The 12,775-nt window shown below is 60.5% G+C and carries 13 protein-coding genes and 1 pseudogene; 3 read left to right on the top strand and 11 right to left on the bottom strand.

The features are described from left to right. Positions 1-491: 491 nt before the first annotated feature. The gene (locus tag AADZ90_RS20525; RefSeq protein WP_367312442.1) at positions 492-986 is read left to right on the top strand and encodes a terminase small subunit; all 495 of its coding nucleotides are present in this window, start codon (positions 492-494) and stop codon (positions 984-986) included. A gap of 395 nt (positions 987-1,381) precedes the next feature. On the opposite strand, the gene AADZ90_RS20520 is transcribed toward AADZ90_RS20525, so the two are convergent. From AADZ90_RS20520 to AADZ90_RS20510, 3 genes are read right to left on the bottom strand one after another with little or no spacing between them, the layout of a single operon-like run. Continuing rightward, positions 1,382-2,617, bottom strand: a complete 1,236-nt coding sequence (locus AADZ90_RS20520) for a DUF6522 family protein (RefSeq protein ID WP_367312443.1) — start codon at positions 2,615-2,617, stop codon at positions 1,382-1,384. Further along, positions 2,610-3,776 (bottom strand): P-loop NTPase, encoded by a 1,167-nt coding sequence (locus tag AADZ90_RS20515; RefSeq protein ID WP_367312444.1) that lies wholly within the window; start codon positions 3,774-3,776, stop codon positions 2,610-2,612. The genes AADZ90_RS20520 and AADZ90_RS20515 overlap by 8 nt, the downstream gene beginning before the upstream one ends. Continuing rightward, positions 3,763-4,389: a MarR family winged helix-turn-helix transcriptional regulator gene (locus tag AADZ90_RS20510; protein WP_411997126.1), complete on the bottom strand. Its 627-nt coding sequence runs from the start codon at positions 4,387-4,389 to the stop codon at positions 3,763-3,765. Before AADZ90_RS20510 ends, AADZ90_RS20515 begins: the two co-directional genes overlap by 14 nt. A 57-nt stretch (positions 4,390-4,446) precedes the next feature. Between AADZ90_RS20510 and AADZ90_RS20505 the strand changes: the two genes are divergently transcribed. Beyond that, positions 4,447-5,307 carry a sigma-70 family RNA polymerase sigma factor gene (locus AADZ90_RS20505; protein WP_367312446.1) on the top strand — a complete coding sequence of 287 codons (861 nt, stop codon included), beginning with the start codon at positions 4,447-4,449 and terminating at the stop codon, positions 5,305-5,307. 38 nt (positions 5,308-5,345) lie between these two features. Here the strand turns inward: AADZ90_RS20505 and AADZ90_RS20500 are convergent, their stop codons facing one another. From AADZ90_RS20500 to AADZ90_RS20465, 8 genes are all read right to left on the bottom strand, one after another. Continuing rightward, entirely contained in the window at positions 5,346-6,086 is a 741-nt protein-coding gene (locus AADZ90_RS20500) for an energy-coupling factor transporter transmembrane component T family protein (RefSeq protein ID WP_411997125.1), read from the bottom strand. Further along, entirely contained in the window at positions 6,080-7,675 is a 1,596-nt protein-coding gene (locus tag AADZ90_RS20495; RefSeq protein WP_367312448.1) for an ABC transporter ATP-binding protein, read from the bottom strand. Before AADZ90_RS20495 ends, AADZ90_RS20500 begins: the two co-directional genes overlap by 7 nt. Then, on the bottom strand, positions 7,644-8,228 hold the full coding sequence (locus AADZ90_RS20490; protein ID WP_367312449.1) for an ECF transporter S component: 585 nt from the start codon (positions 8,226-8,228) through the stop codon (positions 7,644-7,646). Before AADZ90_RS20490 ends, AADZ90_RS20495 begins: the two co-directional genes overlap by 32 nt. Positions 8,229-8,288: 60 nt before the next feature. Then, positions 8,289-8,897: a YkoF family thiamine/hydroxymethylpyrimidine-binding protein gene (locus tag AADZ90_RS20485; RefSeq protein ID WP_367312487.1), complete on the bottom strand. Its 609-nt coding sequence runs from the start codon at positions 8,895-8,897 to the stop codon at positions 8,289-8,291. A gap of 475 nt (positions 8,898-9,372) precedes the next feature. Then, the gene (locus tag AADZ90_RS20480) at positions 9,373-9,993 is read right to left on the bottom strand and encodes a LysE family translocator (RefSeq protein ID WP_367312450.1); all 621 of its coding nucleotides are present in this window, start codon (positions 9,991-9,993) and stop codon (positions 9,373-9,375) included. Between the two features lie 17 nt (positions 9,994-10,010). After that, positions 10,011-10,937 (bottom strand): DMT family transporter, encoded by a 927-nt coding sequence (locus AADZ90_RS20475; RefSeq protein ID WP_367312451.1) that lies wholly within the window; start codon positions 10,935-10,937, stop codon positions 10,011-10,013. A 127-nt stretch (positions 10,938-11,064) separates the two neighbouring features. Continuing rightward, positions 11,065-11,526, bottom strand: coding sequence for an MOSC domain-containing protein (locus AADZ90_RS20470; protein ID WP_367312452.1), 462 nt, complete (start codon positions 11,524-11,526; stop codon positions 11,065-11,067). A gap of 10 nt (positions 11,527-11,536) precedes the next feature. After that, positions 11,537-12,481 carry a DMT family transporter gene (locus AADZ90_RS20465; protein WP_367312453.1) on the bottom strand — a complete coding sequence of 315 codons (945 nt, stop codon included), beginning with the start codon at positions 12,479-12,481 and terminating at the stop codon, positions 11,537-11,539. A 97-nt stretch (positions 12,482-12,578) separates the two neighbouring features. Here AADZ90_RS20465 and AADZ90_RS20460 point away from each other — a divergent pair. Next, a pseudogene (locus AADZ90_RS20460) lies at positions 12,579-12,761 on the top strand (LysR family transcriptional regulator); the annotation flags it as partial. Positions 12,762-12,775 lie beyond the last annotated feature (14 nt).

Genomic DNA, 12,775 nt, shown 5'->3' with positions numbered 1-12,775 from the left:
TGGCAGCTTAAATTAGAGCGACGTGCATCCGCTTCCTTGTGGAGGAGCAGCCTCCGTGGGGCGGCGATGCGTGGGCGTGGTCAGCAAGGCGATACTTATGTTCGCCGCGCTTGTAGAAGATTGCATCAACTTTTCAGCCCAGCAGGGGCACCAGGACCCCCACATGCTTCTCCGATGTGTAATCGGCCGCAAAGTTCACCAAAACCGAAAACAGCAGACCTTCGTGTCCGCCGACTGAACGGCAGTGGTGTCCCGCGGAGCCCTCCTCGGCCAACGCCTTAATGTTGCAGGAGCAGCGAATGGGCGGTTCGGTGAAGCTGCGCCGCGGCATCGAAACAGATCTGAATGGCGCCTAGGAGCCAAACTCCAATAATTGACCTGTTGCACCCCACGTGTTTGACATTTGGTATCTATGCACTTGCACTCGGAGGAGAGATCGTGCCGAACCGTTTGCTCTGCTAAACGGGAAATACTCACATCGGAGCAACCTGTTGGCCACTGAAAGTGAAACCGATCTGACACCTAAGCAGGAGCTGTTCGCACATCTCTATGTCGAGACGGGGAACGCGGCGGAGGCGTACCGGACGGCCTATCAGACGGATCCGAACGCGCGGGATGCCTGGATCTATGTCGAGGCATCGCGGCTCATCGACTACCCTAAGATTACCCTAAGGATTGAGGCGCTGAGGGCAGCCGCGCTTAAGCGGCATGCCTTCACTCTGACCCAGGCTTCCGAGCAGCTGGAAGCGGCCCGGCAGATGGCTATGCAGGAAGGGCAGGCGGGGGCGGCCGTGTCGGCCATCACCAGCCGCGCCAAGCTATTTGGCTTGGATAAGCCGCAACGGATTGACCTCACCTCGAGTGACGGCTCGATGAGCTCTGCGGAAGGGAGCGCTGTCGATGTCATCGCTGAGCGTCTCGCGCGCATCGCTGCCGCCAATGGAGAGGAAGAGGGTCTTGGCGAACCTGACGGAGGCGCGGGTTGAGGAACTGCTCTGGGGCTGGCGCTTCTGGGCCCGGCCCGCGCTGCCGGCCCGCGGCGGATCTCAATCCACATCGCAGGGCGTCGCTCCGACAAGGCCCGCGGGTGCAGATCTTCATGGTTCGCGTCAGCACCTACTACTCCGCGATGTCTTCCAGCCAGAGTCCTGGCGTTTCCTTGAAAAACCGCTTCATCGGCGTGATCCAGTAGAGGTTATGCGCGAGGATGATCTGAACATCACGCGGTAGCAGGGAAGTCCGCTACGCGGACGGAAGCTGATTTTCGCTGTCTTTGCGCCGATGGCCGCTTTCAGCACTACTGCAACCGGAGAAAGCAACAACGGGGGGCTTTGCAAGCTTCTCCTTCCGTTCGCCCTTCGCGGGGACACCCGAATACTGCCTACTCTGCGATAGTCTCATACACGCGGCGCAGTTCTCTGGCGTGGTGGTCTGCCTCGCTTTCGTCATCCTGCGGTCCGCGGGACAGAGCGCAAGCGAGGTCAAAATAGCCTTTGCCGGGAAGCATGTCGCGTCCGCGATTGACCGCGCGGGCGGCGATAAAGGGACGGTCCGCTTCAGCGTCCTCCCGCATCGTGGTTTCCAGCGCCCGCGTAACTTTCGTGATGGAGCCTGGGGCCCAGAGACCGAGCGCGCGCGCCAAGGCACCGTAGGTGATCGGCACTTCGTCTTCGGTGAGACCTTCCAGATAGGTGCGGATGCGCTTCGCCAGATCCGTCTCCTTGCTTACGGCCGCATCGACCACGCGCGGTGGCGGGATCTCGCGGGCCGCGCCGGTGGCGTCGACTTCCGCGGCCCAGGCGCGGGTCGAGGTGCGCAGGATGACCCGGGTCTTGCCGCTATCGGCGCCTTCGCCCGTTTCTGTCACGCCGACGACGTCTCCCCGACGCAGCCCGACACGAAGGGTTTCGGCAGTGATACCCAGCCTTGGGGCCAGATAGTCGGGGTCCACGATGATCTGTCCGTCCTCACATCCGATGACACCCTCTGGGATCGGGCGGTTCAGCACCGGTGAGTGGCTATCATCGCGGGCATAAAAGGGGTTCTCTCCCGCCGCATGGTCGGTGACATCGACGATCTTGTCGATCTGCGGTAAGGCGGCACGCAACATGCGTTCCACACCTTCGCGAAGCGTGGCCGCAGAGGCGGCGCAGCCCTGGCAGCCGCCGGACATGCCCAGGTAGACGGTGCCGCCCTCGACCTTCTCCACCGATATATGACCGCCATGTGCGGCGACCGCTGGATTGACCTGCTGGTTCAGCAGATCTTCAACCGCGCCGAGAAGCTCTTGGTCAGGTGTGGTCTCAACAGCTTTGTTCTGCCCGAGCGGTGCGTCGGTTTCGTCGAGTACCTTCCGGATCGCTCCGGCGACGGCAGGTTTCAACCTGTTCCATTCCGCCTCTGGATGCTTCTTCACCCAGATTGTCGCACCGCTGACCTCGACCTGGACGACACCATCCAGCGCGAAAAGCGCGCGCGCCAGAGGGGCATCACTTGTGACTTCGAACCGGGCGGATGGCCCCCCTTGGATCGGCGTGTCGAGGACAAAGCCCACGACATCGACATCGTAGGCCGAGGATTGCGCCCGGATGCGGCGGCGGGTGGCGGTGTCAGACATCCTCCAACTCCGTCGGGACCATCGCCTGAAGTGCCTTGAACGTATAGATACCCGTGTCATGGCCGTCGCTGAAAGCCATGCCAAGCGCGTAGTTGCCGACGCTCCAGATACGGGTCAGGCGGATGTCCAGCGGCACGTCTTCAGGGTTCAGCAGCCGCTTGCCGCTCATCTCCTCTCGGCATTGCGCGCATTGGCAGGCGAGGCGCAGATCGCGGTCGGTTAGACGTCGGTCTGTGCCGTCGGCCCACCGCAGAAACAGCGCGCCATCCGAATGGTCCAGCGCGGCGAGACGGTCGCTCGGCCCACCCTTGGTGATCGATGCAGGTGCTGGTTTTCCCGTGCCCTCGGCAAGCGTCCAGGCAAAGGGCGACGCGATCCCGGCGACGTCACCGCCCGTTCCGGCCAAGGTGGCCGCGATACTCCGATATGCCAACGCCGCAGGGCTTTCCGGCGCGGCGCGTATCAGCGGTCGGCCTTCGTCACCACAATCGACCACGGTCGGGTCGAGCGGAACCTCGCCAAGGAAATCCACATCAAGCTCCTGCGCAATCGCCTCTCCGCCGCCCCTATGGAAGATATGGGTGACCGTGCCGCATTCCGGGCACGTGAAGCCGCTCATGTTCTCGATCACGCCGAGGATCGGCACCATTACCTGTTCCATCATGCGCAAACCGCGGCGCGCGATCTTGAGGCTGACATCCTGTGGCGTGCTGACAACCACAGCGCCCGAGAGCGGAAAGGCCTGCGCCAAGGTGAGCTGAATGTCGCCCGTGCCCGGCGGCAGGTCCAGCAGCAAGACGTCAAGCGCGCCCCAATCCACCTGGCGCACGAACATCTGCAAGTATTTCGTCACCATCGGTCCGCGCAGGATCGCCGGGCTGTCATCGTCGGACAACATGGCCATCGACATCACCTTCACACCATGAGCTTCTGCCGGCACGACTTTCTGGTCGGGCGACATCGCCGGCTTTTCGGATGCGATGCCCAACATGCGTGGGATCGACGGACCATAGATGTCGGCATCGACCACGCCAACACGCAAACCGGCATCCGCCATGGCTACAGCGATGTTTGCCGTGACGGTGGATTTGCCAACGCCGCCCTTGCCGCTGCTGATCGCGATCATGCGAGGGCTTGCGGAGGTTTCAGCCTGCGTCATGTCGGTCTCCTTGGCTCGGTGGCTCGCGTGTAGGGATATAGCTCGCGCAGAGCTTCGGGATGTCCACGACCGTCAGTTCTTCTGCCATGCAGGCGCAATAGGCCGTATCGCCGGACCGCGCGAAATGGGTGCAATCCTTGCACGTCCCAAACGCGGGAAGGTCCCGCTGCATAGCAAGCGTTGAGGCAAGACGAGACAGCGTCTTCAGGAAGCTGTCGCGTTCAGTGGCCGCAAGGCCGTCGATCACGTCAATCAGGTCTCGCAACGGGTCATTCGCAAGCATTGTCTGTCCATGATCTGTCAGGTCAAAAGAGACGCTGCGGCGGTCCCGGTCGGATCGCGTCCCCACAATCAAACCCTTGCGCTCCAATGACTTGACCATCTGCGATGCCGTGCCCCGGGTCGTTGCCTGGAAACTGGCAAAGCCGGAGGGTGTGCGCGTACTGCCGTTGGCACGGGCGAAAAAACGCAGGCAGGTCCACTGTGCGGCCGTCAGTCCAGAGCCGGCATCTTCGCTCCGCGCCGCACGCCCGATATGAACGAGCATTTCCGCGATCCGATCAGGTGTTTGTGGCTCATCAATCATGTCAAAGTAATATCGAAGCGAAATCACTTTGACAATCTTTGAGCTAAAGAATTAGTATCGATTCAAAACTAAATGAGCTTAGCCATGAATAAGCCTGTCACGAATCTCATCCACGGTGCCCGACGCGTCCGTAGCTCGGGGATGCTATCCGCTGAAAAGGAGCGGGCATTGATTTGCGCCTGGCAGGCGTATGGCGACCGACGCGCACGCGATTATCTGATCCACGCATTCGCCCCATTGGCGGCCTCGGTCGCGAAGCGCCTGAAGCTCGGGGCTGGTGAGGCCGATCCGGACTTGATGCAACAGGCCCAGATCGGGCTGATGAAAGCCGCCGATCGCTTTGATCCGGATCGCGGGTTTCGTTTCTCGACCTATGCTGTTTGGTGGGCACGCGCGGAGGTTCAGGACTTCATGCGTGCGAACACCTCCGCCGTTAGGCGCCCGAACTCCGCGTTGACACGGGCGGCAGCCGCACAAATCGCTGCTATCGACGCCGAAGTAGCGGCCGATCCCGGCATGGATCAGGCGGTTGCGGACATGAAGCTTGCTGACGCGTTGGGTGTGGACCTGCAGCAGGCGGCGTCCTTGCGCGAACAGGTTACAGGCGTCGACATTTCGCTGAATGCACATGTCCAGGGATCGGATGGCATGGATCGCATGGCTCTGCTCGCGGATCCATCCAGTATCGATGGACCTGCGGCTCTGAGAAAGCTGGAAACCGCAGGGCTGAGGAAGGTGCTCGCCGCAGCCCTTAATACGTTGCCGGATCGCGAACGTGACATCATCATTGCGACACAGGTGACCGATCCTCCGGCGACGCTGCAAGATCTCGGGACGCGATACGGTATTTCGAGGGAAAGGGTGCGCCAGCTGCGTGAACGGGGCTTCGAGCGGTTGCGTGCGGCCTTGCGACAGCGCGATCTTGGACTCGAAAGCTTCCTCTGAATGGCTAATTTTCCATGAGTGGAAGGCTCGTGGTAAGCTCATCCAGCTGGCATGAGTATGATCGTAGACGTTGCGATGAGAACACCAAACCCGAAGAAGAATAAGGCCCAGTCGGTTCGCCTGATTGATGGTTGAGGCAGGTTTGTACGGGCCCGGCCCGGCTGCAGCCCCCGCGCCTCGAAAGACAACGCGGCGCGGGTGGCGCGGCGGATCGCATAAGCCAGAAGAGGGATCGCCAAGGACAGCGCTTCTCCAGGGTTCGGAAAGCGCCGCAGTGGCCGACCCAACCGGATCGCGCGCGCCATGCGCAGTTGCAGCATCTCGGCGCGAAGATCAGGTACCATATGCATAGCCTGCATCAGGGCAAACACCATTGACGTGGGCAGTCGCAAATATTGCATCAAGGCGCGCACGAACTGTCCGGGGTCGGTCGTCAGGGCGAAGACGGCCGAGGTCATACCGCAGGCCATTACACGAAAGAAGAGCACGAGCCCAGGAGCCACGTCTGTCGCGCCACTTTGCTCCTGCGCCATCTGAACCGCGAAACCCGACTCGGCGCGGAACAGGACCGAGGTCGTGAAAAAGCCGAAGCCGAACAGCGCAAAGGGCACCATCAGGAACAGCAACCGCGGCAACGGGATACGCGCGTCAAACAGCAGCAGGAGCGTGGCCGCGGCGAACAGCGCGATCTGGAAGGACAGGCGGAAAACGATCAACGAAGCGACGATCCATGCAAGGCAAAGCGCGAGCTTCGGCAGCGGGTGTGCGCTTTTCAGCATGCTGTCTCCAGCCAGTTCAGGATGAGCGCGGATTCCGGCGGCAGTAGCCCCGCACCCGCCAGCAGCGCCGTGTCGCGCATCAACTCGGGGCAAGCGCCGTCGAATTGCACGGCGCCCCGGTTCAGGAGCAAAGCGCGGTCGGCGACCGACACGGCGAAATCCATGTCATGGGTGATCACCGCGATGCCATGACCCTCATGCGCAAGCGCCCTGATCCGCTGGCCGAGCGCGGCTTCCGCTGCGCCGTCGAGACCAGCCGTTGGTTCGTCGAGGATAAGTACCGGCCATCTGTCGGTTTCGGCAAGGAGCGCAAGTGACAAGCGGCGTTTCTGGCCCTGCGACAAGGTAAACGGGTGCTGTTCGGCAACCTGCTCCAGGCCCCAAAGGTCAAGGATCTGGGCCACGCGCTCCGACGCATGGCCCAGCCCCTCGATCTCCGCACGCACCGATCCCTGGTTGAAATGCGCTTCAGGGTTCTGAAAGGCCACCGCACCCGGTACCCCCGTGCGTCGACCTGCGCGGGGCGGTATCAAGCCCGACAGGCAGGCGGCCAGCGTGGATTTGCCCGCGCCGTTTGGTCCGAGAATGGCAAGGACCTCACCCGCCCGCAGGGACAGCGACACGTCGCGCAGCACAACAGGTCCGAAGGGCGGGGCACAATCGGCCCCCTCCAGCGTGGCAAGGATCTCTCCAGTCAGGATCGGCGTCGGCAAGACCGCGTCGCGCAACCTGCGGGCTTGAGCGGATGGGAAGCGGGCCAGGGCGTCCTGCAAGGTCATGTGAGGATCGATCAAGTCGGGCGCGGCCAGATACAGGCGCGTGGCAAGCGGTAGTGCAATGCCCGCCTGGGCCAATGCGACCCCGTGGTTTCGCAACATATCGCGCGGCGCGCCTTCGGCAATCACACGCCCGCCCTGGCCCAAAGCCACACAGCGGTCGATCCGGTCCAGGATCGGACCCGGCTTGTGTTCCACGACTATTGTGGTGCTGCCCGGCGCCAGCAAGAGATCAGCCATGCGCCGAGCGACCATCGGCGCGATACTGGCCGCAGGTTCGTCGGCGAGCGTAACCGGCGCGCCCTGCGCGAGAAGTGCCGCTAATGCCACCATCTGCCGCTCTCCCCCCGAGAGCGTCGTGATGCGCCGGTTCGCCCAGATTTGCGGAATGCCCGCACGGATCATACTGTCGGCGACGATCCCCGGAATGCGATCCGAACCGACAGCCTGGTTCTCCGGCGCGAAGGCGATCTCATCGCGCACGGTGAAACCGGCCAATGTCAGCGCGGCATCTTGAAACAGGTGGCCGCAGGTATCGGCCCAATCCGCTGGTGCACGACTATCGACGGGGCACCCGTCAAGTAGGAGCTCGCCCGTCCGCGTGCCGGGTATTGCGCGCGGAAACAGCCCGGTTGCGGCGTGCAGCAGCGTAGACTTGCCCGCGCCAGATGCTCCGAGCAACAGAACCCGTTCACCTCGCTCCACGGCAAATGACACTGGACCGACTGCATCAGAGATCGCCCCGTCATGGCGCAGCGTAACGCGGTCGTAGGACAGCGCATCAGGCACGGGCAGCGCGGGCGTCTCGGTCAATCGCAAGTCCGGACAGGACGCCTGTGCGATAGAGCGCCTTGACGATGTAATGCCCCAGTAGCCCGGCCAGCAACGCGCCGGAGGCTAGCCGCAGTGCGAACATCACGACAAGAAGTCCCGGCGCCAGACTGCCGTAGTCGAACCGGATCCATGTGTAAGCGAAGGAGAACACGGCCGCGCCCATCCCCGCCGCCATAAGAACTGGCAGCGAGTACCGCCGCCAGCGGGTTGCGGCAAAGACGGCTTCAGCGCCCGCACCCTGCACCAGCCCGGTGAGCAGCAGCAAAAGCCCCGCCGGACTGCCAAGCAGCACCTGTACGGCGGCCGCCATGACCTCCGAGACAAGTGCTGCGCCCGGTTTGCGAATGATCGCTGCTGCGATGATCGAAACGATGAACCAGAAGCCCATCACAACGTCCATTGTCACTGCTCCGAAGATTGCTTGCAGCACAAGCCAAACTTGGACCCAGCCCAGATAAAGCACGCCGAAAACGGCCCCAAGCACCGAGATGATGAGAGTCTCGCGAAGAGTCCAGGCGGATCGATTGGGCATAACAGCCTCCTGTACGAATTGGATTGAGGGGATTGGTCACCTCCTAGCGCGACCAATCGATCAGCGGTCGCTCGGCGAGTTGGCTGATACCGTCACGTCCATGGCGAGATGGCCCGTGTCAAAGCCGAAGCCAGTGAAGGCCTGGCCCAGGGTTTCGAAGACAGGACCCGCATCGCCGCGCAGCGCGGTGCAGAAGTTCTTGGAGCGATCATACGTCCCGGAGTTTTTCAGAAACTCAATGCACCCGTAGATTTCGTCCATGTGATGCCCAATGCCGAGCGGGTAGAGCGAAAACTGGGCGGCAATGTCCAGCTCCAGGATCGGTGCGGCAGCGACCCTGTCACGACCTGCCGCCACGAGATCCGCCAGACTCATACCGCGCGGTCCCCCCGCAACCGGTGTGCAAATCGGATCGTCAGGCTCACCCGGACATCCGCGGGACACCGTGGCATGCATCGTGGTGTGGATGCCGGACCGCGCTGTGGCACAAAACAGATCGCGCATTGCCGGAAAGAGAACCTCCGGCGGCCCCACGATGAGCGTCGACAGAGAATCGGTCTCCAGCCGCAGCTGATCGCGCCACGGATCAAGAGCTTCGATTGCGTTGAGAATGATGCCGACGAAATCGTCCGACATCGGATACAATGAGACTTGTGCCCCTGAGAACATGTTCACCTCGCTCCGCTGGCATTACCCAGATCAGCTCAAGGGATCGAGGACTTGCGCCCTGCATCTCAGCCCCGGCACTACGGAGCACCCCTGTGTAAGATCATGGTTTCAGGGCGCGCGGGAAACATCAAGCAGGTTTCCCAACCGCAGGCCTACGCTCGCCGGTTCGCTGCCTTCGATGCTGCACAAGAGACGGTTGGGAGACTTCTAAGGAAGTTGGATAGCACTTGACTGAGTGCGTGCAGATACTTCGTGCGGAACCCACAGGGTCGGCAAAGTACTTGCCCAAGAAAATGACTGCAAAGCGCGCTATTCCGGTCGTCAAGGCGCAGTGCAGCACCTAGCAAAGTGGGCCGCGAGCGCCTGACCTTGGTTGCTGGATTGACTACATGCCGCAACCTACCGGAGGTCCGAAATGAGCCCATTCCAACCAATGCTGCGAGATGCACAGATGGCTGCTTCTGCGATCCCGCAGTTATCTGCTATCCCACGCCAGACGTAGACCAAGGAAAAACAAAACGCCGCCGCAAAGCTGATCAACATACTTTGAAACCGACATGTATCGGGTCTGAACACGCGATGCTGAGAAGCTAATAGCGATCAAGACGTGCCACGAGAGCGACATAGCTGCGATAGCTGCGACGAGCAGAACCAAGACCCAAATCGGCATGTCTGGCGTGAGAAACGCGGCAAACACACTGGCATAATAAGCGGCGGATTTCGGATTGGTCATATTAACAAGTAATCCGCGCCAGAACCCGCGCGCTCCGCTTGTGGTATCAGTTGTCTGGTTTGCGTTTGGCTGAAAGCCTTTGGAGCGCAAGAGCTTGATACCCAAGTAGATCAGATATGCGATGCCCAGAACTTTCAGCACGAAACCTAGCATCGGCAACGCTTCAAACACCGAGGCAATGCCAAGCGCCGCCGCCCCGGCCCACGCAAGTGACCCCATTGCAATGCCGCAAGCGGTCCAGACGGCATGACGGCGCGATTTGGACACCGCTGCGGAGGATGTCAGCACGAAATTCGGGCCTGGGCTGATGAGTGCGAGAAAGTCAACAAACAGAATCGCGGCAATGATAGGTAGAAACTCCATAGTCTTCTCTCACAATGCTATTTTGAGCCTGAGCTTAACACTGCTCCGGCGATTGCAAAGAGAGCCCCAATGAGCGTTGCGACGGTCACAACACCGAGGCCGAATGTGGCAAGCAACATCATGGCAACCAATGGCGTCAGAAACGCCAAGCTAGAGATGGTTGCGGCAGAGCCTTCCCGCGTGGCCTTGTCCCAGAAGATATTCGCAACGGTGAATGGGCCAATTCCCATCAGAACGATAGCAAGCCATTGACCATTGGTCGGCCAATAGGCCGGTTCAAGAATGAAATGCGCAGCTAGCGCGGCAATACTGGCCAGCCCGAGTGAGGGGCCGACGACATTCGTTTCGACTTGTGCGAGTGAGCGGCCCACCGAATAGATTGCAAACGTAAGCGCACCACATGCACCAAGGAGCACACCGATCAGATCAAGGCCACCGCCCATCTGCGGAGACAATGCCACAGCAACACCCATAAATCCGCAGGCGATACCTAAAGTCTGAAGCAAGGTCGGTGCGCGCCGGTGCAAAGCAGACGCCAGCCCGACGAGAAAGACTGGCCAAAGATAGTGCACCACGTTGGCCTCCGCAGGGCCGATCCGGGCGATTGCCGCCAGATAGAATGCATTGTTGCCCATCAGACCGATTGCTACGAATGCCAGCGTTTTGAATGGTACAGTCGCGAAGGAGGTGAGCGCCCTCTGCTTAGTAGCCAGCACAAATGAAAAAAGAAAGCCAATCAATGCCGATGCGCCGAGAACCAGTAAAGGAGGTGCCGGATAGGCGACTGTGGCGAGCGCAGGCCAGCTCGCCCAAAGCACCACGGCTCCGCCGACAAGGGCGTATGTCCTGGCCTTAGGCCCACCGGAGAAGGTCGAACGCGCCCACACTTTGAACTGGCCAAACCCGCGTTGGTGCGTGGCAGTTAGCGTGCCGTCGATCTGCATATTAGTGATATCCTGTCACAGTTTTCAGAACGATGCAGCCTGAAGAGAAATTGTGCAATCGGTCAGACTGCATGGAAACCGACACTCGGGCGAATGCAGCGAAAGGCAACTTCGTCCCGCACCCCGGTCAATCAGGTCGAATGATATCTTCAACCGAGATACTGCCGCCACGAACGATTGAGCAATTCAAGCCAGACTGGTGGTGCAGCAGATCACAGACTTTCTTGTCCGCTACCAGATCGAGGTATCGGCAGGGCGTGTTCAAACGGCCTCCCAGCAATAGACTGTCGCCGACATGAAAGCGCTGTCCGACGAGGTGGTTCAAGGGAACACCGGAAACCGTCAGGTTCCGCCTGTGCTCATCCGCATGAAGCGTCACCCCATGGTCGCGTTCCAATGCGACAAGGGTTTCGTTCTCGATCAAAGTGACTTCGCGGATATCCGGAAACTCCGAATACTTGCCCTTGCCCGTCGCGTAGTGATCTCCTTCGAGGCCGAGCCCTTCGATCAGTTTGATGCTGTCATGGGCTACCATCGGTGCACGGCCTTCCACAGCGGTGTGGATGCTGAGCAGCGTTCCTTGCCACATTGAATTCTCCTCAAATCCCGCCATCCGGCAACCTGTCCAGCTTGGATGCCCGCGCATTCGGTGGCTGGACGAGAACCGCAATGCCCGCCACGATGATGAGCGCGATACCCGCAACAGTCCAGAGGTCCGGCACCTCTCGAAAGAATACGAAGCCCCAGAATGCCGCGAAGATCAGATAGGCATAGTCGAAGGTCGCAATGACCTGTGGACGCGGGGACTGATAGGCCTTCGCCAACCCCAGGCTGACGCCGACGATTAGCAAAGCCATGATGCAAAGAATGCCGATTGTCCTGATGTCGAAGGATGACCAGATCCCGAACAGGAAAGGATAGAAGGCCGCATGACTGGACGGCGCTGCCCAAAACCAAAGACTTGCCAGGCTTCCGAAAAGGATGAGCGCAAGATTCAGGCTTATGGCCAGTGACGCCGGGGCCTCATGCGCGCATTTGGCCCGTGTCAGAACTGCAGCGACAGCGTAGAGAAATGCGGCAATCACCGGGATGAGGGACAAAACGGTAAAGTCTGCCCCGTTGGGGCGCACGACGAACAGGACGCCGAGGAAGCCAAGAGCGACGGCACCCCATTGGACCGCCGTGACAGTCTCCCTCAGAAAGATCGCCGACAGCAGCACAATGAAGAGCGGACCAGTGTAGAGCGATGCGGCGACGACCGCCAGATCAAGCAACGGGATCGCGGCATAGATTGCCAGATACATCGCCACCAAAGCGAAGCTACGCAGGGTGACCCAGCCTACGGCTTTGGGCCAGACCTGACCTTTGGCGAGCATAACCAAAACCGGCAAGGCAAGTAAGGACCGGCACACGTAGATTTGCCACAGCGTCATGTCCGCGCTGGCGAACTTCACGAAGGCATCTGTCAGCGCCATCGCGAAGACGGTCAACAGGATTGTGAGTATGCCCGATTTGAGGGACGGGCTGGCTGCCGGACTGATCATTGTGTGCGCGCTTTCCTGAACGGACACAAATGATACGGGACTTGGTTTGTGTGACTATGGTGTATAATCTAAGCAATATGGTTAGAAAATATACACAATGAATCGCGCCGACCTTCATAGCCTCAGAACTTTTCTGGCCATCGCGGACAGTGGCACCTTGAGGTCAGCCGCCGATACCCTCGGCGTGAACCCGTCCGCCGTATCCCAGCAATTGAAGACCTTCGAAGACAGCCTTGGGACGGCCCTCTTTGTCAGGAACACGCGATCAGTGGCGCTAACTGACGCAGGCCGCGC

Source organism: Aestuariibius violaceus (genome assembly GCF_040779325.2).
Taxonomy (GTDB): Bacteria; Pseudomonadota; Alphaproteobacteria; order Rhodobacterales; family Rhodobacteraceae; genus Aestuariibius; species Aestuariibius violaceus.
This window is presented reverse-complemented; position numbering and strand designations above follow the sequence as displayed.

Bases quoted from the DNA above. Each gene is read 5' to 3' on its own strand.
- AADZ90_RS20475 (WP_367312451.1), bottom strand. From the start codon at position 10,937: ATGCAGATCGACGGCACGCTAACTGCCACGCACCAACGCGGGTTTGGC.
- AADZ90_RS20490 (WP_367312449.1), bottom strand. From the start codon at position 8,228: ATGCCCAATCGATCCGCCTGGACTCTTCGCGAGACTCTCATCATCTCG.
- AADZ90_RS20485 (WP_367312487.1), bottom strand. From the start codon at position 8,897: ATGTTCTCAGGGGCACAAGTCTCATTGTATCCGATGTCGGACGATTTC.
- AADZ90_RS20515 (WP_367312444.1), bottom strand. From the start codon at position 3,776: ATGACGCAGGCTGAAACCTCCGCAAGCCCTCGCATGATCGCGATCAGC.
- AADZ90_RS20470 (WP_367312452.1), bottom strand. From the start codon at position 11,526: ATGTGGCAAGGAACGCTGCTCAGCATCCACACCGCTGTGGAAGGCCGT.
- AADZ90_RS20465 (WP_367312453.1), bottom strand. From the start codon at position 12,481: ATGATCAGTCCGGCAGCCAGCCCGTCCCTCAAATCGGGCATACTCACA.
- AADZ90_RS20505 (WP_367312446.1), top strand. From the start codon at position 4,447: ATGAATAAGCCTGTCACGAATCTCATCCACGGTGCCCGACGCGTCCGT.
- AADZ90_RS20480 (WP_367312450.1), bottom strand. From the start codon at position 9,993: ATGGAGTTTCTACCTATCATTGCCGCGATTCTGTTTGTTGACTTTCTC.
- AADZ90_RS20520 (WP_367312443.1), bottom strand. From the start codon at position 2,617: ATGTCTGACACCGCCACCCGCCGCCGCATCCGGGCGCAATCCTCGGCC.
- AADZ90_RS20500 (WP_411997125.1), bottom strand. From the start codon at position 6,086: ATGCTGAAAAGCGCACACCCGCTGCCGAAGCTCGCGCTTTGCCTTGCA.